Below are 24,006 nucleotides of genomic sequence, written 5' to 3'. Positions count from 1 at the left end.
TCAGCACCAGCCCGTGGCGACCACGCCCGCGAGCTGGGCGGGGGTGGCGGCCGAGCGGGCGGGGACGTCCGGGGTCAGCAGGCGGCGGGCGAGGCCCGTGAGGGCGCTTCCGGGGCCCAGTTCGACCAGGTGCGGCCGGCCGCCCGTCAGGGTGTGCAGGGCCGTCATGGAGTCCGACCAGCGCACGGGTTCGAGGAGTTGGCGGCGCAGCAGGTCGCGCCAGAGCGCCGGGGCCTCGCCGTGATGGGGCCGGCCGTCGACGTTGGCCACGACCGGGCAGCGCCCGGGGGCGAGGGGCGTGGCGGCCAGGGCCCGGGTGAGCCGGGGCAGGGCCGCCGCCATCAGCGGGCTGTGGAAGGCCCCGCCGACCCGGAGGGGCAGCGCCCGGGCGCCCGCGTCGACGGCGTGCGCGGTGAGCGCCGCCACGGCGTGCGGACGGCCCGACACCACCACCTGGCCCGGGCCGTTGACGTTGGCCACCCAGACCTCGGCCGGGCCGGTGGCGCCCCGGGCGTCGACGAGGGCCGCGGCGGTGCGCGCCATGTCCGGGCCGACCAGGACGGCCATGGTGCCGGGCACCAGCCGGGCCGCCTCGGCCATGGCCGCGCCGCGCTCGGCGACCAGCCGGACCGCGTCCCGCGGGGTGAGGACCCCGGCGGCGGTCAGGGCGGCGTACTCGCCCAGGCTGTGTCCCGCGCAGACGGCCGGCGCGAGGTCGCCGACGGCGGAGCGCAGCGCGTCGAGCAGCACCATCTCCAGGGTGAAGGTGGCGAGTTGGGCGTTGTCGGTCCGGGTGAGCCGCTCGGCGTCGGCGTGCAGGAGCAGTTCGCCCAGGTCGCGCCCGGCGGCTTCGGAGAGGTCCTCCACGACCGCCCAGTGCGCGGTGTCGCGCCAGGGGGCGCCCATGCCGGGGCGCTGGGCGCCCTGCCCGGGGAAGAGCAGGGCGAGCCCGGCGCCGGGGGCCGGCGCGGGGGACGGTGCGGGAGGGGCCGCCGCCCGGGAGGAGGGAGGTGGAGCCGGCGTGGGCATGGGTGCGGTCCCTTTCTGCGGAGAGGGGGCGCCGTGGGGTGGTCGTGGGCCCCTGCGGAGCACCCGAGCTGTCGTCGTGGGCCCCTGCGGGGACCCCGAAGGGGGCGGGTCGTCGTCGGCCCCTGCGGGGCGTCCCGGGCAGGTGGTCCAAGTCCCTGCGGGGCGCCCCGCGGGCCGTCTCCCGCGCCGTCAGCCCGCCCGGGCCGACGGCTCCGGGTCCGGGGCCCGGGGGACCGGTGTCGCCAGCACCTCGGTGAGGAAGCGGGGCAGGGACGCCCGTACGCCCGCGAACGCCTCGTGGCCGCCGGGGTAGCGCTGCCAGGTCACCGGGTGGCCCCAGGAGGTGAGCAGGTCGCGCAGTCCCGCGCCGTTGCCCTCGGGGACGATCCAGTCGCGCGCCCCGTGACCGATCCACACCGGCAGCCGGGCGTTGGCCGGTGCCGGCCGGCCCCCGGGGAGCAGCGCGGTGAGGTCCGGCGGCAGGAAGGGCGCGTACAGGGCCGCACCGGCGAGCGGTTCGGTGTGCCGCAGGGACAGCGTCACGGCGACCGTGGCCCCCTGGGAGAACCCGGCGACCACCGTCCGCGCGGCCCCGACCCGCTCGGTCTCCTGGCGCAGCAGGACGGTGAGCGGGCGGAGCACCGCGAGCAGGCCCGGGGTGTCGATGCGGTCCGGCGTGAACAGGTTCTGCGGGAACCAGCACGGCACCGGGAGCCCGGTCAGCAGACTCGGTGCCTCGACGGGCGCGCGCGGGAACACCCCGCGCACGCCCGCCGCGGCGAGCCCCAGCCGGTCGGCCACCGCCGCCAGGTCGGCGGGGCCCTGGCCGACGCCGTGCAGCCACACCACGGTGGCCCGGTGCGGTCCGGCCGGCTCGATCACCTCGCGCTCCAGCCGGCGGACCGGCCCGCCGCCGTCGCCCTGCGGCCCGCCGCGCCCCGCCGCGCTCATCCGAGGGACGCGGCGCGGCGGGGCGCGGCGGGCCGGCGCAGGAACATCGACGCGTACTGGCCGCCGAACCCGAAGGAGTTCTTCAGCAGGCCCGCGACCGGCCGCTCGACGGGGGTCAGCGAGGTCCGCACGTCGCACGCCGGGTCCGGTTCGGTGCAGGTCGGCACGGGCGGGACGACCCCGCGGCACAGGGTGAGCGCGGAGGCCGCCGTCTCCACGACCCCGGAGGCGGCCGACCCGTGCCCGGTCAGCGACTTGACGGCGCTGACCGGCAGTTCGGCCATCCGCTCGCCGAACACCCGGTGCAGGGCGCGGGCCTCGGTCACGTCGTTGAGCCGGGTCGAGGTGCCGTGCGCGTTGACCACGTCGACGTCCTCGGGCCGTGCTCCGGCCTCGGCGAGGGCCGTGCGCATGACGCGCTCGACCATCTCCACCCGGGGCGCCGTCATGTGGCTGGTGTCCACGGCCAGCCCCCAGCCGCCGATGACGGCGTGGTGCTCGTCCACCCCGCGCCCGGCGGCGTGCTCGGCGGTCTCCAGAATCAGGGCGCCCGCGGACTCGTTGATGACCATGCCGGTGCGCCGCCGGTCGAAGGGCATCGAGGACAGCGCCGGGTCGCCCTTCCAGCGCGACAGCGCCATCAACTGCCCGTACTGCGAGAGCACGTACGGCGTGTTGCGGGACACGGCGGCGGACACCACCGCGTACCGCGCGCGTCCCGACCGCAGGAGCCGCGCCGCCTCCGCGAGGGCCCGCAGTCCCCCGGCGCAGGTGGCCTCCAGCCGCACCGGCACCACCGCGGTGCCCAGCCGCTCGGCGATCTCCGCGGGGTAGGCGGACAGGTCGCGCGCCTCCAGCGGCAGGTTCCTGGTGCGCAGGTGGGCCAGGACGGCCGCGGGGTCGTCGCCGACGGTGTCGTACCGTTCGCCGAGGTCCGCCATGTGGGTGATGTAGTCCTGCGGGTCGGACCCCGTGGGGCCCGGCCAGACCCGGGCGTACACCAGGGCGGCGGGGCCGGCCGCGGCGGGCCGGGCGTCCAGGCGGGCGTCGGTGAGGGCCTCCTCGACGGCCGCGTGCATGAGGGTGTCGCCCCAGGACCTGCCGGGCGCGCCGTGGTCGGCGGCGACCTTCTCCCGCACCTCCGGCGGGATCAGCCCGGCCGTCCAGCCGCAGGGCAGACCGGTGGTGTCCATCCGCTCCTCCCGGACGATGCCCGAGCGGCCCTCCAGGTTGGCGGCCCAGAAGGACGGCACGTCACCACCCACGGGGGTGACGACCCCCATGCCGGTGATGACGATGTCCTCCAGGGCGTCGTGCGCGTGCGCCTCGCTCATCGGTGTGCCTCCCCGTGGTCCGTGGTGGGCCCCTGTGCCCCGGTGAGCACCAGGGCGCCCGCCGCGGTCGCCCGCCGGCCCTGGGTGAGCGCCGTCAGCAGGACCGTCGCGGGCGCCGGGAGGGGCAGCGTGCGTCCGACCACCGGCGAGAGGTCGCCGAGGCCGGGGTCGGGGCGGTCGAGCAGGCCGACCGGGGGCAGTTCGGCCCGGGTCAGGCTCTCGACGGCCAGCGCGGTGTCGATGAGCGCCGAACACTCGAACGCGTTGCCGATGGTGCCCTTGGAGCCGGTGACGGGCAGGCCGCCCGCGCGCGGCAGCACGGTCAGCGCCTCCAGCCGGTCCAGCGCGACGGAGCCCGCCCCGTGCGCCCACCAGGCGGTCGGCGCGGTCCCGGGCGCGTCGAGCACGGCGTCCACGGCGAGGGCGGCGGCCGTGGCCAGGTCCGCCGCGGCCAGCACCTCGCAGCCGTGCAGCCACGCCAGGACGGGGCCGGAGACCTTGTCGGCGCGTTCCAGCAGGACGGCCGCCGCGCCCTGTCCGGCGAGCGTGCCGGAGCGGTCCGCGTCGAAGGGCCCGCTGCCGGCGGTGGCGCGGGTGCCGAGCGGTTCGTCCTGGTCGACGGCGGCCAGGCCGGTCACGGTCAGCGGTGCGCCGACGCCGACCACCAGGACCCGGTCGAGTTCGCCGGTGCGGATCAGCCGGGCGGCCAGGGCGAGCGCCCCGGTGCCGCCGGCGGCCGTCTCGCCGTACGCCGCGACGTTGGAGCCGCGGAAGCCGCTCGCCATGGAGACGAACTGGCCGAGCTGGGAGGGGATGCCGCGGATGTAGGAGTAGTCGGGGACCTCGTCGTGCAGGAACTTCGCGAGCGGCCGGGGGTCGTGGCGGTACTTGGAGGCCAACCGCGGCATGACGTCGCTGAGTTCGTCGCCGCTGCTGGCGACAGCCATCACGGTGCCGCCGCGCACGTCCTCGTCCTCGCCGGGGATCCCGGCCCGCGCCAGGGCCTGGCGGGCGGCGGCGACCGCCCACCGGGCCGACTGGTTGGCGTACTTGCCCGCATTGGCCCAGGACCGGCCCTCGGGCCAGTCGACCTCGGTGCCGTCCACGACGGCGGTGGGCCAGGGCAGGCCCGGGGCCGCTCCGTCGCCGCCGGGCAGTTCGAAGAAGCTCTTGCCCGCCGCCATGGCCTCCCACAGGCGGGCGACTCCCAGGCCGGCGGCGGAGATCACCCCGGTGCCGGTGACGGCTATGTCGGACGGCGGGCTCGCGGTGGCCGTGTCGGACCGCGGGCTCGCGGTGGCCGGGTCGGACGGCGTGCCGGTCGGGTCACTCGCCACGGCCGCCCCCGCCGCCTATGCCGCCCCACAGGCGGTAGCCGCCGTCGACGGTGATGGTCTGCCCGGCGATCCAGGACGCCTCCTCCAGGCACAGCAGGGCGACCACGTCGGCGCTGTTCTCCGGGGTGGTCATGCGCTCGCCCGGCCAGGGGGAGATGGCGAGTTCCTTGGCGACGCCGTGCTTGAAGTCGGGCCGCACCTTGAACACCCCGGTCTGCACGAGGCCGGGCCGCACGCAGTTGGCGACGATGCCGTACGGCGCGAGCTCGTAGGAGAGGTAGTCGGTCAGCGCCTCCAGCCCCGCCTTGGCCGCGGCGAACAGCCCGGCGCGCGGGATGATGCGCGTGGTCGTGGAGTTGGTGATGGTGATGAAGCGGGCGCCCTCGCGTTCGCGCATCAGCGGCAGCGCGTGCTTGGCGAGCAGCCAGGTGGCCCGGGAGTTGGTGTCCTGCACGAACTGCCAGTCGCCGAGCGAGGCGTCGGTGAGCCGGGAGAACTTGGTCGCGGCGGCGTTCTGGACCAGGATGTGCAGGTCGTGGTGGATCTCGCCGATCTCCGCGATCAGCTCTTCGATCTGCGCCGGGTCGCCTAGGTCGGCGCGGTGCAGGGTCACCTCGGTGCCCTGCTCGCCCAGTTCGGCGGCGAGTTCCTTGGCCGGGCGCTCCCGGTCGACGTAGTTGATGGCCAGGGTGGCGCCCCAGGCGGCCAGTTTGCGGCTGATGCCGGCGCCGATGCCCCGTGATCCGCCGGTCACCAGCGCGACCCGGCCCTTCAGCGGCTGGTACTGCTCTGTCATCGGTGCACCCCTCCCGTGGTGGCGGGCCGCTCGGCCCTGCGCAGCAGGACGACGCTCATCCGTCCGATGGCGTACGTCCGGTCGTTGTCGTCGAAGACCCGTCGGGTCGTCTCGATCAGCCCGAGCCGGTCGTCGATCTCCGAGGCCCGGTCGGTGCTCGTGGTGAACCAGAACGGTGTGTCGGGGTAGAGCGGGCGCACGAAGTCCCAGCTGAGCCTGCGCATCCCGACGATCGCGGCCGGCGAGCCGTGCTGGACGACCCAGCCGGAGGTGATCGAATGGATGAATCCGCCGGGCACGATCCGCCGCCGGCGGTCGGTGCCCTGGGCGAAGTCGTCGCTGTCGTGGACCGGGTGCTTCTCCCCCATCAGGTCCAGGAGCCGGTCGAGCAGCGCGCTGTCGAAGACGACGGGCCCGAACCGGCGCACCGGTGCGGCGGCCAGGTCCTCCCAGTACTTCACGGCCCCCACGGCCGCACCCCCTCGTGGTCGTGGTGCTCCGCCGGGCCGGTCACCGTGACCGCCGTGCGGCGCCGCCGCGCGTGACCATGCGGCCGCCGTCGACGGTGAAGGTCTGGCCCTGGATGTAGTCGGCCTCGTCGCCGGCCAGGAAGGCGACCAGTCCGCCGATGTCCTCGGGCAGGCCCCAGCGGGTGCCGTCCGCGTCGGAGCCGAGCCGGTCGGCCACCGCGGCGGTCATCTCGGTGCGCACCTTGCCCGGTGCCACGCAGTTGACCCGGATGCCCTTGCGGCCCACCTCCACGGCCAGTGCCCGGGTGAGGGCCTCGATGCCGCCCTTGGACGCGGCGTAGGCGCTCTGGCCGGGCCCGGGGGTGCGCGCCGAGTTGGAGGAGATGTTGATGATGCGCCCCCACTGCTGGTCCAGCATGACCGGCAGGACGGCCCTGCTGGTCAGGAAGGGCCCGGTGAGGTTGGTGCGCAGCACCCGCTCCCAGCGGACGGTGGAGGTCAGGGCGAGCAACTGGTCGTCGATGACGGCCGCGTTGTTGACGAGGACGTGCAGGGCGCCGTCCTGGGCGGTGACCCGCTCGACCAGCCGCTCCACGGCCGCCTCGTCGCCGACGTCGGCCTGGTGCAGGGTGGCCCGGCCGCCGTTCGCCTCGATCTGCTTGACCACGCCGCGCCCGGCGTCGAGCGCGCGGTGGCACACCACGTGCACGGTGAGGCCGTCCGCGGCGAGCCGTACGGCGATCGCGGCGCCGATGCCGCGCGAGCCGCCGGTCACCACGGCCACCCGGGCGGGTGCGGCCGGCTCAGGCACGGCCGGCGCCCTCGACGGCGGCGGCGATCGAGGCGACGCTGCGGTGGTGCTCGTCGGCCTCGGCGCTCCAGGCGTCGAGATCGAACTCGGTGCCGAAGTGACGGTTGATGCGGCGGGCCAGCTGCAGCAGGTCGAGGGAGTCGAGGCCGAGGTCCTCGACGACGGACTGCTGCGGCTCGACGCTCTGGTCGGCGATGCCCGGCTTGACTTCCTTCAGCAGGTCGATGATGTCGTCGAGCGTGGCGTTGGGTGCCGTGGTCATCGGTTCCTCCGGGAGGGATCGGCGATACCGGCCGGATTAGCCGGCCGTCGCAATCCATGCCAACAGAGGGGTGATCGGAACCGCAACGCGTTGATCACGAAAAACGCCGGACACGTCGTGGGAAGTCGATCCGCACCGGCGACAAAAGACCTCGCCGGTCCACGGAATATGTTCCTCCGAATCTCGGACAGGATGAATCAGCCAGCCCGGCCGGAACAATCAGGGCAGCGGCCAAGGTAAAATAAGGTAAACCTTTCTTGACCGCCCATCACCGCACTTCATAAGCTTGATCGGCGTCACACATCCCTTCGATGAAACGACCCAATTCTCGACGCCCAGGGGGGAAGTCGTGGGACGCAGTGAAACGCCGGTCCCGCAGTCCGCAGAGTTCTACGAATTAGCCGAGTGGCTCCGTTCACAGCGCCGCAGATCCGGTCTGACCTACCGGAGGATGGCGCAGCTGATCGAGCAGAACCGTATCGCCGAACCAGGGTGTTCGCCCGTCACCCTGCTGCGCGCCGACCGGGGCACCCTGCTGCCACGCCGGCAGGTCGTCGAGGCGTACGCGCAGGTCTGCGGCGCCTCGCTCCGGGAGGCGCGGCAGCAGTGGGGGCGGGCGGCCCGCCGGGCCGACCCGGACCGGGGAGGCCCCGGGCAGGTGTCGGCCCTCGCACCGTCCGGCCGCAGGCTGGAATTCGTCTACCATCCTGCCCACCTCCTGGAAGCCATGCACCGGGTGCGCCTGGCGGCCGGCCAGCCGTCCCTGCGGGAATTGCAGAAGCGGGCCCGCGAACTGGGCACCACTCCACTGCCGCGCAGCACGGTCGCCGACGTGCTCGCGGGTCTGCGGATGCCCTCGGAGGACCTCCTCGTCGCCTATGTGCGGGCCTGCGGGGAACAGGGCAGCCTCATTCCCCACTGGCGTCACGCCTGGGCCCGCGCCCAGGGCGCCGGGCTGCCCTGACCGCGCTTTTCCCGTCGTCCGGTCGAGCGACGCTTTTTCCCGGGACCGGAAGGAAAGAGGAGGGCCGGTCGGACACCGCGCCATTCCGATGCGGAAGATGCGGAGCCTTCGCATTCCCGGCCGCACGGTTTTCCCGCACCGCCTTTTCCGCGAGGGCCGATGACGTTCCTCGCGGAAAAGGCGGGACACCGCATCCGGAAATTACCCCGGGATTCCCGGGGCAGTCGCCACGCACCAGCCGAAGGCCGGCAGGGACACCGTCCCGGACCCGGCGTCCACGTCACCGTCCCCCGCGCCGCGCGTCCACGGCGCGGCGGGCACCGCCCCCGTCGCGGGCGCCGCGCCGAAGTTCAGCGCGACGGCCACCGCCGCCCCGCTCCCGGGGCCGGCGGCGGGGTCGGTGAGGGTGTAGGTGAGCACGGTGTTGTTCAGCGTGTGCACCTGCGTCTGCGCCCGCACCAGCCAGGCGTTGCGCCGCCGCAGCCCGACCAGCGTCTGGTGCAGCCGCTGCACGGACAGCCGGTCGTCGCCCAGCTCCTCTGGGCGGGCCGGGAACGCCGGCCGGACGGCGTCGTCGCCGCCCACCCGCTCCTCCTTGACGCCCTGCCAGGCGCGCTCGTCCCCGGCGTACACCGACGGGATCCCGCCGACCGTGAACAGCACCGCCAGCGCGTGCGCGAGGTGCCGGGGTTCGTGCAGCCGGCTGGCGATCCGGGTCACGTCGTGGTTGCCGACGAACGTCTGCGGCGGGAACGTGTCGAGCAGGGCGTTGTGGCGTTTGAACGCCCAGGCCAGCTCGTGCGGGTTGGTGTCGTTGAGCGAACTCCACACCGCCTTCCACAGTTCGTACTGGGTGACCGAGTCGAGCCCGCCCTCCGTGACGTACGCCGTGTAGTCGCCGTGGATGACCTCGCCGCTGAACCACGCCTGCGGGTGCCGGGCCCGCACCCGGTCGGTGACGGTCCGCCAGAAGGGCCGCGGCACGGCGTACGCGGCGTCGAGGCGCCAGCCGGCCACCCCGCGGTCCAGCCAGTGCTCCATCACCGCGGCCACGTGGTCGGCGACTTCGGGGTTCTCGTGGTTGAGGGCGACCAGGTGCCGGTGCCCCTCGAAGGTGCGGAAGTCGTCCCCTTCGGGCACGAACCAGTCCGCGTACGGCGACGCGGCACCGCGCCGCACCACGTCCTGGAAGGGCCCGAAGGACCGGCCGACGTGGTTGAAGACGCCGTCCAGCAAGACCCGCACCCCGCGCTCGGCGGCCCGCTCGACCAGCTCGGTCAGGTCCTCCTCGGTGCCGAGCCGGGGGTCGACGCGGAAGTGGTCGGTGGTGTCGTAGCCGTGGGTCTCGGCGGCGAACACCGGGCCGAGGGCCAGGCCGTTGCAGCCCAGCGCGAGGAGGTGGTCGAGCCAGTCGGCCAGCACCGGCAGGCGGTGGCGCGGCGGCTCGCCCGGGGGCAGGGCGGCGCGCTCGGCTCCGAGGAAGCCGAGGGGGTAGACGTGCCACCAGATGGCGTGGTCGGACCAGGGCACGGAAGCCTCCGTCAACGGGGTCGGGACGGGCGGTCGGAGCGTCCGCCCGGTGAGTCGGCGAGACGGTTCATCAGACGGGCGGCGAGCAGCAGCACCTGTTGCTCGGTCTCGGTGAGCCCGGCGAGGGCCCGGTCCAGCCAGATGTCGCGCTGGGCCATGTCGCGGGCGAGCGCCCGGCGGCCCTCGTCGGTGAGGTGCAGGACCCGCTGCCGCCCGTCCCGGGTGTCCCGGCTGCGGCTGATCAGGCCGTCGTCCTCCAGTTCGGCGAAGACCCGGGTGAGGGACTGCGGCTGCTGGTGGTCGGCGGCGGCGAGCGCGCCCGCCGACATCGGCCCGTTGCGGCGCAGGTGCGCCAGCACACTGCCCTTGTTGAGGCTCAGCCCGTCCTCGGGCCGCTCCGCGCTCAGCCGCCGGGCGAGCCGGACGACGCCCTGCCGGATCTCCGCGACACCGTCGTCGAGGCCCGACGACGGCTCGGTCCGCTCTGGTCGCTCCACCGTCACCTTGTTAAGGTAACACTCACTATTTCGCGACGGGCAATCGATATCTCCCCGTTCACGCGCACCTTACGTCGGCGGTGATCCTACGTAATGCTTACTTTCCCGAGGTCGCTGCGCCGGGCACTCCACTTCGACCCCGACGGCCGGCACCTGCGCGCGACCGCCGTCACCATGGCCACCGTCCTCGGCACCTACGGCTGGGCGCTGCTCGTCGAGCACCGGCCCGGCCTGCACGCCGACAGCTTGGTCCAGGCGGTCGTGGTGGCCTCGGCGCTCGGCCGGGTGCAGCGCGCCTTCGACCGCACCGACCGGGCGGTGGCCTGCCTGGTGCTGCCCTGCGCCGCGGCCGGCGGGACGGAGCTGGGCACCCTGATCCGGCAGCACCCCGACGTAGGGGACGCCCTGTTCGTGCTGGGCATGACCGCGGCCATCGCCGTCCGCCGGTTCGGCACGCGCGCGACCCGCGCGGGCACCCTCGTCGTGCTGCCGCTCGTCGCGGTGCTGGTGGTGCCGGCCGGAGTGGTGCCCACGGACGGACACGCCCGGGCCGGCTGGGCGGCGCTGACCGCCCTGTTCGCGGTCGTCTGGGGAACCCTGCTGACCTGGGCGGCGCACCGCACGGGCGTCCTCCCCCGGCCCCCGGCCGCCTGGGTGGTCCGGGACCCGGCGCCCGCCCGGCCCGGCCTGTCGCCCAGCACCCGGATGGCCCTGCAGATGGCGGCCGCCCTCACCGCCGCGTTCGTCGTCGGCCGCACCGTGTGGCCCGACCACTGGGCATGGGTCGTCCTCAGCGCCCACCTGGTGTGCAGCGGCGCGCGCAGCCGCGGGGACGTGCTGGTGAAGGGGGCCTGGCGGACCCTGGGCGCCGCGGCCGGCACCCTGGCCGGGGGCGCCCTGTCGGGCACCTTCGGACCGCGCTCGGACACCGCCGTCGTGCTGATCTTCGCCGTGCTGGCCGTCGCCACCTGGCTGCGCGAGCTGAGCTACGCGTACTGGGCGGCCTGCGTCACCGCGGTGCTCTGCCTGCTGTACGACTGGTTCGGCCAGGACCCCGGCAACCTGCTGCGGACCCGGCTGGCCGGGATCGCGGTGGGCGCGCTGATCGGCCTGGCCGCGTCCTGGCTGGTGCTGCCGATCCGTACGGCCGCGGTGGCGCGGGCCCGTACCGCGGCCGCGCTGGCGGGCCTGGGCGAACTGCTGGAGGCCGACTGGCGCGACGTACGCGCCGTGCGGCGGGCCCGTGCCCGGTTCGCGCACCGGGTGGACCAGCTGGGCCTGGCGGTGGCCCCCCTGCGGGTCCTGGCCGCCCTCCCGGCTCCCGGCCCGCACCGCGCCTCCCCGGCCCTGGAGGCGTGGTCGGCGCTCCAGGGCTGCGCGGGTCCGGCCGACGCGCTGACCGACGCCGTCGTGGCGGCCCCGGCGGACCTGCCCGGCGATCCGGTGGTGACCGGGCGGCGCGCCCGCGCCGCGGCCCACGCCCTCGCCGTACGCCGGGCGATCGGCCGCCGTCCCCCGCCGGCGGACGGTCCCCCGGCCGACGCCCCGGAACTCCCGGACACGCCGGCCGTTCCGGGGCCGGCCGTGCGCACCGCCCTCGAGGCGCTGACCGCGCTCGACACCCGGCTGGACGCCCTGGCCCGGCTGTACCCACCGCGGCACGCCCCGTCCGCGGCGACCGCCACGGCGCCCTGAGACCGACTCGCCGCGTCCTGAGATCGGGTCACCGCGCCCTGAGACCGAAGACACACCGCGCCCTGAGACCGACCCACCACGCCCTGGGACCGGGTCACCCCGGTCCCGCGGCGGGCGTCACCCGTCCGCGCGCGCCGTCGCCAGCAGTTCCTCGGCGTGGGCGCGGGCCGTCTCCGAGTCCTCCTGGCCGGCGAGCATCCGGGACAGCTCGCGGATACGGTCCTCGCCCTCCAGGACCTTCACGCCCGAGCGGGTCACGGACCCGTCGTTGGTCTTCTCGACCAGCAGCTGCCGGTCCGCGAAGGCCGCGACCTGCGGGAGGTGGGTGACCACCACGACCTGCGCGGTCCTCGCCAGCCGCGCGAGGCGGCGCCCGATCTCCACGGCCGCCTTGCCGCCGACCCCGGCGTCCACCTCGTCGAACAGGTACGTGGGCACCGGGTCGGTCCCGGCGAACACCACCTCGACGGCCAGCATGACGCGCGAGAGCTCACCGCCCGAGGCGCCCTTGGCGATCGGCCGGGCCGGCGCTCCCGGGTGGGGTGCGAGGAGCAGCTCCACCTCGTCGGCGCCCGCCGGCCCGTACGCCACCGTGCGCCCGCCGACCGCGACGCCCTCCGGGTCCTCGGTCTGGCGGATCTCGAAGGACACGCGCGCGTGGGGCATGGCCAGGGAGGCCAGCTCCTCGGTCACGGCGGCCGCGAACCGCTCGGCGGCCTCGCCGCGCGCGTCGGTCAGCGCCTGCGCCAGCCCGCCCAGTTCGGCGCGCAGCGCGTCCCGCTCGGCGGTCAGCTCGTCGATGCGCTCGTCGTCGGAGTCGAGCTCGGTCAGACGGGCGGCACCGCGCTCGGCCCAGGCGAGCACCGCGGCGACACCCTCGTCGGACTCGCCGTACTTGCGGATCAGCCCGGTCAGCGCGGCCCGGCGCTCCTCCACGGCCGCCAGCCGCAGCGGATCGGCGTCCAGGTCGTCGGCGTACCCGGCCAGCTCGCCCGCGACGTCGCCGAGCAGGATGCCGATCTCCCCGATGCGGTCGGCGAGCGCGGCCAGCGCCGGGTCGTGCGAGCGGACGGCCTCCAGGGCGCGCTGGGCGCCCGCGACGAGGGTGGTGGCGTCGATGCCCTCGGGATCCTCGGGATTGCCCGCGAGGGCCGCGTGCGCGACCGTGGCGGCCGACGACAGCGCCTCGGCGTGCCCGAGCCGCTCGGCCTCCTCGGCCAGCTCCACGTCCTCGCCGGCGCGCGGCTCGACGGCCGCGATCTCGTCGAGGCCGAAGCGCAGCAGGTCGGCCTCCTGGGCCCGCTCACGCGCGCGGGTGGTGATCCCCTCCAGCTCGGCGGAGACGGCCCGCAGCCGCCGGTACGCCTCCTGGTACTTGGCGAGCGGCACCGCGACGGCGTCCCCGGCGTACCGGTCGAGCGCCTGCCGCTGGCGGGACAGCTTGAGCAGCCCCTGCTGGTCTGTCTGCCCGTGTACGGCCACCAGCTCGTCGGCCAGCTCGGCCAGCATCCCGACGGGCACGCTGCGCCCGCCCAGGTGCGCCCGCGAACGTCCCTCGGCCGAAACGGTACGGCTGATCAGCAGCGCCCCGTCGTCCAGCTCGGCGCCCGCCTCCTCGGCGCGCACGGCCACCGGGGCGTCCGCGGGCACGGTGATGCGCCCCTCGACGACCGCCTTCTCGGCCCCGATCCGCACGAGCGCGGCGTCCGCGCGTCCGCCGAGGAGCAGCCCGAGGCTGGTGACCACCATGGTCTTGCCCGCGCCCGTCTCACCCGTCACGGCGGTGAAGCCTGGCGACAGCTCGACGACGGCGTCGTCGATGACTCCGAGCGACCGTATCCGCATCTCTTCCAGCACGGTGAAGACCTTACGAGGTCGGGCGGAGGAAGTGCGAGGTGCCCTTGTCACTCGCGCGGGTGGCCCGCCGGGACCGGCACCTCACCGGCCCCGCGGACGGCCCGGTGACTAGTGCGGGGCTCCCCGCCAACCGGACACGGGCAGGGCGAACTTGGCCACCAGCCGGTCCGTGAACGAGGCGTGGTGCAGCCGGGCCAGCCGTACCGGCACGGCGCCGCGCCGCACCTCCACCCGCGCCCCCGGCGGCAGCTCGACGGTCCGCCGCCCGTCGCACCACAGCACGCCCGGCGGGATGTGCGGCAGCACCTCGACGGCCAGCACCGAGTCGGGCGAGGTCACCAGCGGCTTGGCGAACAGCGCGTGCGCGCTGATCGGCACCATCAGCAGCGCCTCCACCTCGGGCCACACCACGGGCCCGCCCGCCGAGAACGCGTACGCGGTGGACCCGGTCGGCGTGGACAGCACGATGCCGTCGCAGCCGAACCCGGTGACCGGCCGCCCGTCGATCTCCAGCACCACTTCCAGCAGCTTCTCGGCGCCGGCCTTCTGCACGGCCGCCTCGTTCAGCGCCCAGTCGGTGTGCACGATGTCGCCGTTGCGGTGCACGACGACGTCGACGGTCATCCGCTCCTCGACGTCGTACGCCCGGGACACCACCCGGTCGACGACCTTGTCCAGGTCGTCGCGCTCGGCCTCGGCGAGGAAGCCGACCCGCCCGAGGTTGACGCCGAGCATCGGCACGCCCGACGCGCGCGCGAACTCCGCGCCGCGCAGCAGCGTCCCGTCACCGCCGAGGACGATCAGCAGCTCGCACCCGTCGAGGCACTGCGGGGTGGCCTCCTTGACGAGTTCCACCTCGGCCGGCAGGGGCAGGTCGCGCGCCTCGTCCTCCAGGACGCGCACCCCGATCCCGGACCGCAGCAGGCCCCCGACCACCAGTTCCGCACTGCGGATGGCGGCGGGCCGGCCCGTGTGGGCCAGCAGGAAAACGGTTCGTGCTCGGTTCTCGGTCACCGCGGCCCCTCCGCCACTGCACGGTCGACGTCGGCCGGGTCCAGAGCGGGTGCCCCGGCTCGCAGCCACAGAAAGTACTCGACGTTGCCCGAGGGGCCCGGCAGCGGGCTCGCCGTGACGCCCCGGACGCCCAGTCCCAGCTCCCACGCCCGCCCGGCCACGCCCCGCACGGCCTCGGCCCGCAGCTGCGGGCTGCGGACCACGCCCCCGCTGCCCAGCCGTTCCTTCCCCACCTCGAACTGCGGCTTGACCATCATCACCAGGTCGGCGTCGGGTCCGGTGCAGCGGGCCAGGGCGGGCAGCACCAGCCCGAGCGGGATGAAGGACAAGTCCCCCACGACAAGATCCACAGGCTTCCCATCGATCGCTTCAAGCGTCAACTCGCGTACGTTCGTACGGTCCTTGACGGTGACGCGTTCATCGCTCTGCAGGGACCAGGCGAGCTGTCCGTACCCCACGTCCACCGCGACCACGTGCGCGGCGCCCGCGCGCAGCAGCACGTCGGTGAAGCCGCCGGTGGACGCGCCGGCGTCCAGCGCGCGCCGGCCCCGCACGACCAGGCCCTGCGGCCCGAAGACCTCCAGGGCCCCGGCGAGCTTGTGGCCGCCGCGCGAGACGTAGTCGGGGTCGCTGTCGTCGGCCGCGACGACGATGGCCACCGCGGTCTCCACCTGGGTGGCGGGCTTGGTCGCGACGGTCCTGCCGACGGTGACCCGTCCGGCGGCGATCAGCTGGCTGGCGTGCTCGCGCGAGCGCGCGAGCTTGCGGCGCACCAGCTCCGCGTCGAGACGGCGACGTGCGACTCCTGCCACGGTCGGTTCAGCTCCTAGGTCCGTACGGCGGTGGGGGGACGGGAGGTCCCGGGCGGGCGTCGAGCGCGGTGAGCGCGTCGCGCAAGCCCCGGTGTACATCCTCGTACACCTCCACGTGCCCGTCCGTGGCGAGGTGGTCGGCGTCGCCCAGCCGTTCGAGGTGGGCGTCGACCTCGGCGTGGCCGGTGGGGGTGCGGGGCACGCCGAGCGGGGCGGGGGCGGCCGGGTCGTCGTCGGGCTCGGCCTGCGGGGCCGCTTCCTCCCAGGGGCTCTCCGTGTCGCTCATGCCCAGACGCTACCGCGAAGCGCTGCGGTACCGTCGTGCCCGATGGCGACGATCGAGGAGTGCCGTGCCGCACTCGAGAAGCTCTCGGACAGCATGGGCCGGGCCGAGGGGGACGTCCGCGCGGCCGCCGCGCTGGACCGCTCGGTGAGCTGCCACGTCACCGACCTGGACACCACGTTCCTGGGCCGCATGACGGGCGGCCGGATCCGGGTCGACGACACCGTGCCGGGGCCGCCCCGGGAGAAGGCCGAGATCCGGCTGTCGATGACCGGCGACGACCTGGTCGCCCTGGTCGACGGCCGGCTGCACTTCGCCAAGGCGTGGGGCTCGGGCCGGGTGTCGCTGCACGCGGGCCTGCGCGACCTGCTCGTCCTCAGGAAGCTGCTGTAGCCGCCCTCACAAAGCCTCCGTGGCCGGCACGCGCGCGCGTGCCCTGCGGGCCGCCGGTACGACCAGCGGTGTGCCCGTCTCCGGGTCGTCGATGACCTGGCAGCGCAGGTGGAACACCTCCTCGACCAGCTCCGCGGTGACCACCTCGCCGGGCGTGCCCTGGGCGACGACCCGGCCGGCCTTGAGGGCCACCAGGTGGGTGGCGTACCGGGCGGCGTGGTTGAGGTCGTGCAGCACGGCGACCAGCGTCCGCCCCTGCTCCTCGTGCAGCTCGGCGCACAGGTCGAGCACGTCGATCTGGTGCTGGATGTCGAGGTACGTCGTCGGCTCGTCGAGGAGCAGCAGCGGGGTCTGCTGGGCGAGCGCCATGGCGATCCACACGCGCTGGCGCTGGCCGCCGGACAGCTCGTCGACGTACCGCTCGGCCAGCTCGGCCACCCCGGTCTGCCGCATCGACTCGCGCACCACCCGCTCGTCCTCGGCGGACCACTGGCGCAGCAGGCCCTGGTGCGGGTAGCGGCCGCGGCCGACCAGGTCGGCGACGGTGATCCCGTCGGGCGCGATGGAGGACTGCGGCAGCAGGCCCAGGGTGCGGGCGACCTGCTTGGCCGGCAGGGACTGGATGGCCTGTCCGTCCAGCAGCACCCGGCCGCGGCTCGGCTTGAGCATCCGTGACAGGGCCCGCAGGAGCGTCGACTTGCCGCACGCGTTGGGGCCGACGATCACCGTGAAGGAGTGGTCGGGGATCTCCACCGACAGCTGCTCGGCGATCACCCGCTGGTCGTAGGCGAGGGTGACGTTCTCGGCGGACAGGCGGTTCACGGTGCTCCTTCGGTCGATGCGCCCGCGGTCGGGGCCGGCGGGGGCGCTCATATCCGGCCCGCCCTGCGCTCGGTGACCAGCAGCCACAGCAGGTAGACCCCGCCGAGCACGCCGGTGACCACGCCCACGGGCAGCTGCCCGTCGCCGAACAGCCGCTGGGAGGCCCAGTCGGCGACGAGCAGCAGGGCGGCGCCCATGCACAGGGACGGCACGAGGTTGGGTCCCGGCGAGCGGGTCAGGCGCCGGGCGAGTTGCGGCGCGGTGAGCGCCACGAAGCTGACGGGGCCCGCGGCGGCGGTGGCGGCCGCGGTCAGCAGGACGGCGCACACCATCAGCAGCATCCGCACCCGCTCGACGCGCACGCCCAGGGCGTGGGAGACGTCGTCGCCCATCTCCATCATGCGCAGCCCGCGCGCGTTGGCGAGGACCAGCGGGACCAGCACGCAGAACAGCACGAGCAGCGGCCAGACCTGCTTCCAGTCCCGCCCGTCGAGCGTGCCGGTCATCCACACCAGGGCCCGCGCCGCGTCGACGAAGTCGGCCTTGGTCATCAGGTAGCCGTTGACCGCGGTGGCCATCGCGGACACGCCGATGCCGACGAGCACCAGCCGGTAGCCGTGCACCCCGCGTTTCCAGGCCAGCAGGTAGATGGCCGCGCCGGTCACCAGGCCGCCCACCAGCGCGCCCACGGTGACCGCGTCGGCGTCCCCGGAGAACAGCACGATGACGACGAGCGCCCCGGCGGTCGCGCCCTGCCCGAGCCCGAGCACGTCGGGACTGCCGAGCGGGTTGCGCGAGACGGCCTGGAACAGAGCCCCGCCCAGGCCCAGCGAGGCGCCGACGAGCAGGCCGACGAGGACCCGGGGCAGCCGCAGCTCGTTGACGATGAACTCCTGGCCCGGGTCGCCGTTGCCGAGGAGCGTCCTGAGGACGTCACCGGGCGGGATCGGGTAGTCGCCGGTGCCGATCAGCGCGACCCCCGCGCCGAGCGCGGCGAGCAGCAGCAGGACGACGACCACCAGGGCCCGCGGATCCAGCCGGACGGACAGCCCGCCCGGGGTGCGCAGCGCACGCGGCCCGCGCCGGCCGGGACCCTGGTCCGCCTTCACTTCGGTCGTCACAGCTGCGCCGTCCTCCGCCGTCGTACGAGAAAGATGAAGACCGGGCCGCCGATGATCGCGGTGATGATCCCGACCTGGACCTCGGAGGGCCGGGCCACGACCCGGCCGATCACGTCCGAGCCGAGCAGCAGCACGGGCGACAGCACGGCGGCGTACGGCAGGATCCAGCGCAGGTCGGGCCCGGTGAACGAGCGCACGACGTGCGGCACCATCAGCCCGACGAACACGATGGGCCCGCACGCGGCGGTCGCCGCCCCGCACAGCACGGTGGCGGCCAGCATCGACAGCGCCCGGGTGCGGTTGAGGTGGGCGCCGAGGGACCGGGCGGTGTCGTCGCCCATCTCCATCGCGTTCAGCGGCCGGGCGAGGGCGAGCGCGAGGACCGTGCCCGCCACCAGGAACGGCAGCACCTGCTCGATCGTGGAGTCGGTCGCGGAGGACAGCGAACCCACCGTCCAGAACCGCATCTTGGCGAGCGCCGCGCCGTTGGTGATCATCACGGCCTGGAGGTAGCCGTACAGCGCGGCGCTGATCGCCGTGCCCGCCAGCGCGAGCCGTACCGGTGTGGCGCCCCGGCTGCCGCCGAGGAACCAGACCAGCGCGCCCACCGCGGCCGCGCCCAGGAAGGCGAACCACACGTACCCGCTCAGGCTCGTGACGCCGAAGAAGGTGATGGCGGTGACGACCGCGGCGGACGCGCCGGCGTTGATGCCGAGCAGCCCCGGATCGGCCAGCGGATTGCGGGTGAGCGCCTGGAGCACGGCTCCGGCGAGCCCGAGGGCGGCACCGGCGAGCAGCCCGAGCAGGGTGCGGGCCAGCCGCTCGTCGACGACGACGTCGCCGTACGTCCCCGAGGACGCGAACAGCCCGTGCCACACCTGGGCGACGGACAGCTCCTTGGCCCCGACGGCGATGCTCGCCACGGCGACGACGGCCAGGACACCCAGGGAGACGAGCAGTCCGACGGCACGGACCGCCCGCCGGGCCGGGGGCGCGGGAGCCGGCTCCGCGCGCTGTTCGGGAACACTGTCGACCAACACGCAGTTAGGTTAGCCTACCCTGCCAAGACCCCTCGATCCCCGGCCCGGACCCGCCCGCCCGCGCGAAGCCGTCCCACCACCGCACACGGGTCCCCCGACGGTCCCTCACATCCCCAGCCGCGCCAGCGCCTTCTCCGCGTCCAGGGTGCAGGAGCCGTCCCCGGCGGACGTCCAGGCCGCCGCGCACAGCGCCCGCAGCCCGTCCGGGCCGTCGCCGTCCCCCTCCAGCCGCAGGCGCTCGCCGTCCGCCGAGGCGGTCCACCCGCCGCAGCGGAAGCCCCCGTCGGCCTCCTCGACGTCCGGCTGCCCGGTGAGCAGCCCGCGCAGGTCCCGGTCCACGAACGTCGGCCGGTGCCGCGGCGGCGCCGCCAGCAGCTGCGCGCCGTCCGTCACCCCGGTCAGCACCAGCAGCGAGTCCACCTCGCCGTTGAACGCGCCCTCGATGTCCGTGTCCAGCCGGTCACCGACCACCAGCGGCCGCTCGGCGCCGGTGCGCAGGATCGTCTCCCGGTGCATCGGCGGCAACGGCTTGCCCGCGACCTGCGGCTCGGCCCCCGTGGCGATCCGCACGACCTCCACCGCCGCACCGTTGCCCGGCGCGATCCCCCGCCCGCTCGGGATCGTCAGGTCCGTGTTGGACGCGAACCACGGCACCCCGCGCGCGACCGCGTACGACGCCTCCGCGAACCGCCCCCACGGCAGGTCGGGACCGCCGAACCCCTGCACCACGGCCGCCGGGTCGTCGTCCGCCGACTCCACCGGCTCCAGCCCCCGCTCGCGCAGCGCCACCCGCAGCCCCTCGCCACCGACCACCAGCACGCGCGCGCCCTGCGGCACCTGCTCACTGATCAGCCGGGCGACCGCCTGCGCCGAGGTGATCACGTCGTCCGCCGCCGCCGGAATGCCCAGCTCGGTCAGGTGCGCGGCCACGGCGTCCGGGGTGCGCAGCGCGTTGTTGGTCACGTACGCGAGGTGCATCCCGCCGTCCCGCGCGGTGGCCAGCGACTCCACGGCGTGCGCGATCGCGCTCCCGCCCGCGTACACCACCCCGTCGAGGTCGAGCAGCGCCGTGTCGTACGCCTCGCTCAGGGCCCGTGCACTGCCCTCGGGCCTCGTCCTGACGCGCTGGCTCATTCCGCATCGCTCCTCGTTCGCTCGCTTTCCCCGATCATCGCGCATGCCACCGACACACGTACGATGCCCTGATGAACACAGCAGGTCACTCGCAGGCGACGGCGCCCCGGGGCCTGGAACTCACCCCGTTCCGAGGCCTGCGCTACGACCCCGACCGGGTCGGCAGCCTGGCGGCCGTCACCTCACCCCCGTACGACGTCGTCGTCCGCCCGGACGGCCTGCACCAGCTCCAGGACGCGGACCCGTACAACATCGTGCGGCTGATCCTCCCCCAGGCCACCACCGCCGGCGAACGCAACGAACAGGCGGCCGGCACCCTGCGCCGCTGGCTCGCCGAGGGCGTCCTGACCGCGGACCCCGAGCCCGCCCTGTACGTCTACGAGCAGCGGCACGCCGACGGCATGCTCCAGCGCGGCCTCATCGGCACCCTGCGCGTCAGCGGCCCCTCCGACGGCGTGGTCCTGCCCCACGAGGACGTCATGCCGCACATCGTCGCCGAACGCGCCGCCCTCATGCGCGCCACCTGCGCGAACCTCGAACCCCTGCTGCTGACCTACCGCGGCGACGCCGACAGCGCAGCGGCCCGCGTCGTGGACGGGGCGACGGAACGGCCCCCGCTGCTGTCCACGACCACCCTGGACGGCTACGGCCACCGCCTGTGGTCGGTCACCGACCCCGCCGACCTGGCGGCCGTCCGGTCGGACCTGGCCCGCCACCAGGCCCTGATCGCCGACGGCCACCACCGCTGGGCGACCTACCGCCGGCTGCGCGCCGAGCACCCCTCGCCCAGCCCCTGGGACGACGGCCTGGTCCTCCTGGTCGACACGGCCCGCTACCCCTTGCGCGTCCGCGCCATCCACCGCCTGCTGCACGGCCTGCCCGTGGCGGACGCCCTGGCCGCCGTCCGCGACCACTTCCGGGTCCGCCGGCTCGACGTGCCCCTGCCCGAGGCCCTGGACGCGCTGGCCGACGCCGCCTGCGCGGGCAACGCCTTCCTGCTCGCCGGGGACGGCGCTTTCCACCTCCTGGACCGGCCCGACCCGGCGCTCCTGGACCGCACCGTCCCCGCCGACCGCCCGGCCGCCTGGCGCACCCTGGACGCGACCGTCCTGCACGCCACGCTCCTCGACCACCTCTGGCACGTCCCCGAGGACGACCCGGCCCGCATCGCCTACATCCACGACACGGCGGCCACGGTCGACAAGGCGGAACGCGACGGCGGTACGGCCGTCCTGCTGCACCCCGTCCGCGAGGAGGTCGTCCGCGACCTGGCCCGCCAGGGCGTCACCATGCCCCGCAAGTCGACGTCCTTCGGCCCGAAGCCGGCGTCGGGGCTGGTGCTGCGCGCGCTGGACCTCTGACGAGGCACACGAAAAAGGGGCGGGCCTCCGGACGTGCGTCCGGGGACCCGCCCCTTGGTCGTGCTCACCCGCGGTTCACGGGGAATCAGCGCTCGCCGCGGCCCTCGTCATCGAGGTCCTTGACGTCCGCGTCATCCGCGTCATCCGCCTCGTCCGCGTCCTCCTCGGCGTCCTCGGCGTCTGCGGCGTCTTCGGCGTCCTGGTCGTCCGAGTCGTGCTCGTCGTCGTCGGCCCGGTGGGCCGCGTCGTCGTCCTGACCGACACCGACAGGCTTCGCCGCCACCGCGTCGGCGTCCGCGCCGTCCGCCGTCTCGTCGAGGGCGTCGACGAACTCCACGCCGTCCAGCTCGGCGAGCCGGTCGGAGGCGTCCGTGCTGCCGTCCCGGTCGGCCTCCACGGCCTTGGCGAACCACTCCCGCGCCTCGCCGTTGCGCCCGGCCGCGAGCAGCGCGTCGCCGTAGGCGTACCGCAGCCGGGCCGTCCACGGCTGGACGGAGTGGGAGGCCAGCTCCGGGCTCTGCAGCGTCACGATGGCCGCGTCCAGCTGCCCCATGTCACGCCGGGCACCGGCCGCGACGAGCCGCATCTCGACCTGACCGGCCTTGTCCAGCTTGTGCACCTCGGGCGCACCGGCCATGTCCAGCGCCTTCTCCGGCCGCCCGAGCCCCCGCTCGCAGTCGGCCATCAACGGCCACAGGTCGACGGTCCCGGTCATCCGCCGCGCGGCCCGGAACTCCGCCAGCGCCTCGGCGTACTTCTGGTTGGCGTACGCCGCGAACCCGGCCGCCTCACGGACGGCGGCGACGCGGGACGCCAGGCGCAGGGCCACCTTGGAGTAGCCGTAGGCACCCTCGGGGTCCTCGTCGATGAGCCGCGCGACCATCACCAGGTTCTTGGCGACGTCCTCGGCGAGCGTCTTGGGCAGGCTCTGGAGCTCCTGCCGCACGTCGTTGTCGATCTCGTCGCCCGTGACGTCCTCGGGGATCGGCAGCCGCTTGATCGGCTCCCGGTCCCGGTCGCGGTCACGGTCACGGTCGTCGCGGAAGCGCCCGCCCCCGCGCCGGTCGTCACCGGGCCGGCCACGGAAGCCGCCACCCGGCCGGCCGCCACGGTCGTCCCGACGGGGCCCACGGCCACCACGGTCGTCCCGCCCACCACGGAACCCACCACCGCGCTCGTCCCGACGGTCATCCCGGCGGTCGTCACGGCGGTCGTCGCTGCGGTACGAGGGACGCTCACCGCGGTCGTCACGACGGAAGGAGGGACGGTCGCCCCGGTCCCCACGGTCGTCACGACGGAAGCCACCGCGATCGTCGCGCCGGTCGTCACGACGGTCATCACGGCGGAACGCGGGACGGTCGCCCCGATCCCCGCGGTCATCGCGACGGAAGGAGGGACGGTCACCCCGGTCCCCACGGTCGTCACGACGGAAGCCACCGCGATCGTCGCGCCGGTCGTCACGACGGTCATCGCGCCGGTCGTCACGGCCGAAGGACGGGCGGTCGTCGCGACGGAACGGAGGACGGTCACCCCGGTCGTCACGCCGGAAGCCACCGCGGTCGTCGCGGCGGTCGTCACGCCGGTCGTCCCGACGGTCGTCACGGCGGAACGCGGGACGGTCGCCCCGGTCCCCACGGTCGTCACGGCGGAAGGAGGGACGCTCTCCCCGGTCGTCACGCCGGAAGCCACCGCGGTCGTCGCGGCGGTCGTCACGGCGGAACGAGGGACGGTCGCCCCGGTCGCCGCGGTCGTCACGGCGGAACCCACCGCGGTCGTCACGACGAGGCTCACGCCGGTCGTCGCGGCGGTCGTCACGGCGATCGTCGCGGCGGTCATCGCGTCGGTCGTCACGGCGGAACGCCGGACGCTCACCACGGTCGTCACGACGCCCGTAGCCACCACGGTCACCGCCGTCACGCCGGTCGTCGCGGCGGAACGCGGGACGGTCGCCGCGGTCGTCACGACGGAACCCACCGCGGTCACGGTCGTTGTCGCGGCGGCCGTAGCCCCCACGGTCGCCTTCACGGCGGTCGTCACGCCGATCGTCGCGGCGGAAGCCACCGCGGTCGTTACCGCCTCGGTCGCCGCCGGCGCGGTCGTTGCGACGGAAGCCACCGCGGTCGTTGCCGCCGCGGTCACCACTGTCCCGTCGCCGCTGGTCGCGCTCCGGTCGGTCGTCGGGAGAGTTGGTGGACATCGGTGACTCCTGTCTTCGGTACCTCAAGCATTGTAAAAACGAAAGGACCCCTGGTCCCAGCTGAACGCTGGTGACCAGGGGTCCTTCCCAAAGATTGTTCGGCGGTGTCCTACTCTCCCACAGGGTCCCCCCTGCAGTACCATCGGCGCTGTAAGGCTTAGCTTCCGGGTTCGAAATGTAACCGGGCGTTTCCCCTACGCTATGACCACCGAAACCCTAATGGTTTCGAGCGAACAAGCACACTATTCTGTTGGCTGTTCTGCTCTGAACCGGCAACTGTTCGTTGCCTCAGAACT

23 protein-coding genes and 1 rRNA gene are annotated in these 24,006 nt (G+C 74.7%); 4 read left to right on the top strand and 20 right to left on the bottom strand.

The genetic code is table 11. The features are described 5' to 3' along the window. The 8 genes from AQJ30_RS17940 to AQJ30_RS17905 all read right to left on the bottom strand — a co-directional run bounded on the left by AQJ30_RS17940 (position 1) and on the right by AQJ30_RS17905 (position 6,990). A complete protein-coding gene (locus AQJ30_RS17940; RefSeq protein ID WP_079084128.1) occupies positions 1-1,029 on the bottom strand; it encodes an ACP S-malonyltransferase in 1,029 nt (342 codons plus the stop codon). Positions 1,030-1,218: 189 nt separating this feature from the next. After that, positions 1,219-1,980, bottom strand: coding sequence for an alpha/beta hydrolase (locus AQJ30_RS17935; protein ID WP_067234914.1), 762 nt, complete (start codon positions 1,978-1,980; stop codon positions 1,219-1,221). After that, positions 1,977-3,314: a beta-ketoacyl-[acyl-carrier-protein] synthase family protein gene (locus AQJ30_RS17930; protein WP_067234912.1), complete on the bottom strand. Its 1,338-nt coding sequence runs from the start codon at positions 3,312-3,314 to the stop codon at positions 1,977-1,979. Before AQJ30_RS17930 ends, AQJ30_RS17935 begins: the two co-directional genes overlap by 4 nt. Next, positions 3,311-4,651: a beta-ketoacyl synthase N-terminal-like domain-containing protein gene (locus tag AQJ30_RS17925; RefSeq protein ID WP_067234910.1), complete on the bottom strand. Its 1,341-nt coding sequence runs from the start codon at positions 4,649-4,651 to the stop codon at positions 3,311-3,313. The genes AQJ30_RS17930 and AQJ30_RS17925 overlap by 4 nt, the downstream gene beginning before the upstream one ends. Continuing rightward, the gene (locus AQJ30_RS17920) at positions 4,641-5,447 is read right to left on the bottom strand and encodes an SDR family NAD(P)-dependent oxidoreductase (protein ID WP_067234908.1); all 807 of its coding nucleotides are present in this window, start codon (positions 5,445-5,447) and stop codon (positions 4,641-4,643) included. The genes AQJ30_RS17925 and AQJ30_RS17920 overlap by 11 nt, the downstream gene beginning before the upstream one ends. Then, positions 5,444-5,917 carry a MaoC family dehydratase gene (locus AQJ30_RS17915; RefSeq protein WP_067234906.1) on the bottom strand — a complete coding sequence of 158 codons (474 nt, stop codon included), beginning with the start codon at positions 5,915-5,917 and terminating at the stop codon, positions 5,444-5,446. Before AQJ30_RS17915 ends, AQJ30_RS17920 begins: the two co-directional genes overlap by 4 nt. A gap of 40 nt (positions 5,918-5,957) precedes the next feature. Then, positions 5,958-6,728, bottom strand: a complete 771-nt coding sequence (locus AQJ30_RS17910; RefSeq protein WP_067234904.1) for an SDR family NAD(P)-dependent oxidoreductase — start codon at positions 6,726-6,728, stop codon at positions 5,958-5,960. After that, positions 6,721-6,990, bottom strand: a complete 270-nt coding sequence (locus AQJ30_RS17905) for a phosphopantetheine-binding protein (RefSeq protein ID WP_067234896.1) — start codon at positions 6,988-6,990, stop codon at positions 6,721-6,723. Before AQJ30_RS17905 ends, AQJ30_RS17910 begins: the two co-directional genes overlap by 8 nt. Positions 6,991-7,339: 349 nt before the next feature. Between AQJ30_RS17905 and AQJ30_RS17900 the strand changes: the two genes are divergently transcribed. Continuing rightward, entirely contained in the window at positions 7,340-7,954 is a 615-nt protein-coding gene (locus tag AQJ30_RS17900; RefSeq protein ID WP_159052342.1) for a helix-turn-helix domain-containing protein, read from the top strand. A gap of 201 nt (positions 7,955-8,155) precedes the next feature. Here AQJ30_RS17900 and AQJ30_RS17895 read toward each other — a convergent pair whose 3' ends face one another. Both AQJ30_RS17895 and AQJ30_RS17890 read right to left on the bottom strand, forming a co-directional pair. After that, positions 8,156-9,484: an alpha-amylase family protein gene (locus tag AQJ30_RS17895; protein WP_067234875.1), complete on the bottom strand. Its 1,329-nt coding sequence runs from the start codon at positions 9,482-9,484 to the stop codon at positions 8,156-8,158. Between the two features lie 11 nt (positions 9,485-9,495). After that, positions 9,496-9,981: a MarR family winged helix-turn-helix transcriptional regulator gene (locus AQJ30_RS17890; protein WP_067235736.1), complete on the bottom strand. Its 486-nt coding sequence runs from the start codon at positions 9,979-9,981 to the stop codon at positions 9,496-9,498. A 93-nt stretch (positions 9,982-10,074) separates the two neighbouring features. Between AQJ30_RS17890 and AQJ30_RS39830 the strand changes: the two genes are divergently transcribed. Beyond that, positions 10,075-11,676, top strand: coding sequence for an FUSC family protein (locus AQJ30_RS39830; protein ID WP_067234860.1), 1,602 nt, complete (start codon positions 10,075-10,077; stop codon positions 11,674-11,676). A 117-nt stretch (positions 11,677-11,793) separates the two neighbouring features. Here the strand turns inward: AQJ30_RS39830 and recN are convergent, their stop codons facing one another. The 4 genes from recN to AQJ30_RS17865 all read right to left on the bottom strand — a co-directional run bounded on the left by recN (position 11,794) and on the right by AQJ30_RS17865 (position 15,645). Further along, entirely contained in the window at positions 11,794-13,521 is a 1,728-nt protein-coding gene (gene recN / locus AQJ30_RS17880) for a DNA repair protein RecN (protein ID WP_067235733.1), read from the bottom strand. Positions 13,522-13,641: 120 nt separating this feature from the next. Continuing rightward, a complete protein-coding gene (locus tag AQJ30_RS17875) occupies positions 13,642-14,547 on the bottom strand; it encodes an NAD kinase (RefSeq protein WP_067234859.1) in 906 nt (301 codons plus the stop codon). Further along, positions 14,544-15,359: a TlyA family RNA methyltransferase gene (locus AQJ30_RS17870; protein ID WP_067234857.1), complete on the bottom strand. Its 816-nt coding sequence runs from the start codon at positions 15,357-15,359 to the stop codon at positions 14,544-14,546. Before AQJ30_RS17870 ends, AQJ30_RS17875 begins: the two co-directional genes overlap by 4 nt. Before the next feature lie 7 nt (positions 15,360-15,366). Then, positions 15,367-15,645, bottom strand: a complete 279-nt coding sequence (locus AQJ30_RS17865; RefSeq protein ID WP_067234855.1) for a hypothetical protein — start codon at positions 15,643-15,645, stop codon at positions 15,367-15,369. A gap of 42 nt (positions 15,646-15,687) precedes the next feature. On the opposite strand from AQJ30_RS17865, the gene AQJ30_RS17860 reads away from it, so the two are divergent. Further along, positions 15,688-16,035, top strand: a complete 348-nt coding sequence (locus AQJ30_RS17860; RefSeq protein WP_067234854.1) for an SCP2 sterol-binding domain-containing protein — start codon at positions 15,688-15,690, stop codon at positions 16,033-16,035. Positions 16,036-16,041: 6 nt separating this feature from the next. Here the strand turns inward: AQJ30_RS17860 and AQJ30_RS17855 are convergent, their stop codons facing one another. The 4 genes from AQJ30_RS17855 to AQJ30_RS17840 all read right to left on the bottom strand — a co-directional run bounded on the left by AQJ30_RS17855 (position 16,042) and on the right by AQJ30_RS17840 (position 20,152). Continuing rightward, complete coding sequence (locus tag AQJ30_RS17855; protein ID WP_079084126.1) at positions 16,042-16,908, bottom strand: ABC transporter ATP-binding protein; 867 nt, start codon at positions 16,906-16,908, stop codon at positions 16,042-16,044. Then, a complete protein-coding gene (locus tag AQJ30_RS17850) occupies positions 16,905-17,978 on the bottom strand; it encodes a FecCD family ABC transporter permease (protein WP_391881981.1) in 1,074 nt (357 codons plus the stop codon). Before AQJ30_RS17850 ends, AQJ30_RS17855 begins: the two co-directional genes overlap by 4 nt. Then, positions 17,975-19,018: a FecCD family ABC transporter permease gene (locus AQJ30_RS17845; RefSeq protein ID WP_067234850.1), complete on the bottom strand. Its 1,044-nt coding sequence runs from the start codon at positions 19,016-19,018 to the stop codon at positions 17,975-17,977. The genes AQJ30_RS17850 and AQJ30_RS17845 overlap by 4 nt, the downstream gene beginning before the upstream one ends. Positions 19,019-19,123: 105 nt before the next feature. Beyond that, entirely contained in the window at positions 19,124-20,152 is a 1,029-nt protein-coding gene (locus AQJ30_RS17840; protein WP_067234848.1) for an HAD-IIA family hydrolase, read from the bottom strand. A gap of 71 nt (positions 20,153-20,223) precedes the next feature. Between AQJ30_RS17840 and AQJ30_RS17835 the strand changes: the two genes are divergently transcribed. Beyond that, positions 20,224-21,513 carry a DUF1015 family protein gene (locus AQJ30_RS17835; RefSeq protein ID WP_067234846.1) on the top strand — a complete coding sequence of 430 codons (1,290 nt, stop codon included), beginning with the start codon at positions 20,224-20,226 and terminating at the stop codon, positions 21,511-21,513. 85 nt (positions 21,514-21,598) lie between these two features. Here AQJ30_RS17835 and AQJ30_RS17830 read toward each other — a convergent pair whose 3' ends face one another. Both AQJ30_RS17830 and rrf read right to left on the bottom strand, forming a co-directional pair. Beyond that, complete coding sequence (locus AQJ30_RS17830; RefSeq protein ID WP_211279015.1) at positions 21,599-22,459, bottom strand: tetratricopeptide repeat protein; 861 nt, start codon at positions 22,457-22,459, stop codon at positions 21,599-21,601. A 1,347-nt stretch (positions 22,460-23,806) separates the two neighbouring features. Further along, positions 23,807-23,923, bottom strand: a 5S ribosomal RNA gene (rrf, locus tag AQJ30_RS17820). Between the last annotated feature and the right edge of the window lie 83 nt (positions 23,924-24,006).

Source organism: Streptomyces longwoodensis (assembly GCF_001514125.1).
GTDB classification, from domain to species: Bacteria; Actinomycetota; Actinomycetes; order Streptomycetales; family Streptomycetaceae; genus Streptomyces; species Streptomyces longwoodensis.
The sequence above is the reverse complement of the archived record's forward strand: the minus strand, read 5'-3'. Positions and strand labels throughout refer to the sequence as shown.

Coding starts and splice junctions, on each gene's coding strand:
- AQJ30_RS17940 (WP_079084128.1), bottom strand. CDS start 1,029: ATGCCCACGCCGGCTCCACCTCCCTCCTCCCGGGCGGCGGCCCCTCCC.
- AQJ30_RS17935 (WP_067234914.1), bottom strand. CDS start 1,980: ATGAGCGCGGCGGGGCGCGGCGGGCCGCAGGGCGACGGCGGCGGGCCG.
- AQJ30_RS17930 (WP_067234912.1), bottom strand. CDS start 3,314: ATGAGCGAGGCGCACGCGCACGACGCCCTGGAGGACATCGTCATCACC.
- AQJ30_RS17920 (WP_067234908.1), bottom strand. CDS start 5,447: ATGACAGAGCAGTACCAGCCGCTGAAGGGCCGGGTCGCGCTGGTGACC.
- AQJ30_RS17905 (WP_067234896.1), bottom strand. CDS start 6,990: ATGACCACGGCACCCAACGCCACGCTCGACGACATCATCGACCTGCTG.
- AQJ30_RS39830 (WP_067234860.1), top strand. CDS start 10,075: ATGCTTACTTTCCCGAGGTCGCTGCGCCGGGCACTCCACTTCGACCCC.
- recN (WP_067235733.1), bottom strand. CDS start 13,521: ATGCGGATACGGTCGCTCGGAGTCATCGACGACGCCGTCGTCGAGCTG.
- AQJ30_RS17865 (WP_067234855.1), bottom strand. CDS start 15,645: ATGAGCGACACGGAGAGCCCCTGGGAGGAAGCGGCCCCGCAGGCCGAG.
- AQJ30_RS17860 (WP_067234854.1), top strand. CDS start 15,688: ATGGCGACGATCGAGGAGTGCCGTGCCGCACTCGAGAAGCTCTCGGAC.
- AQJ30_RS17855 (WP_079084126.1), bottom strand. CDS start 16,908: ATGAGCGCCCCCGCCGGCCCCGACCGCGGGCGCATCGACCGAAGGAGC.
- AQJ30_RS17840 (WP_067234848.1), bottom strand. CDS start 20,152: ATGAGCCAGCGCGTCAGGACGAGGCCCGAGGGCAGTGCACGGGCCCTG.
- AQJ30_RS17835 (WP_067234846.1), top strand. CDS start 20,224: ATGAACACAGCAGGTCACTCGCAGGCGACGGCGCCCCGGGGCCTGGAA.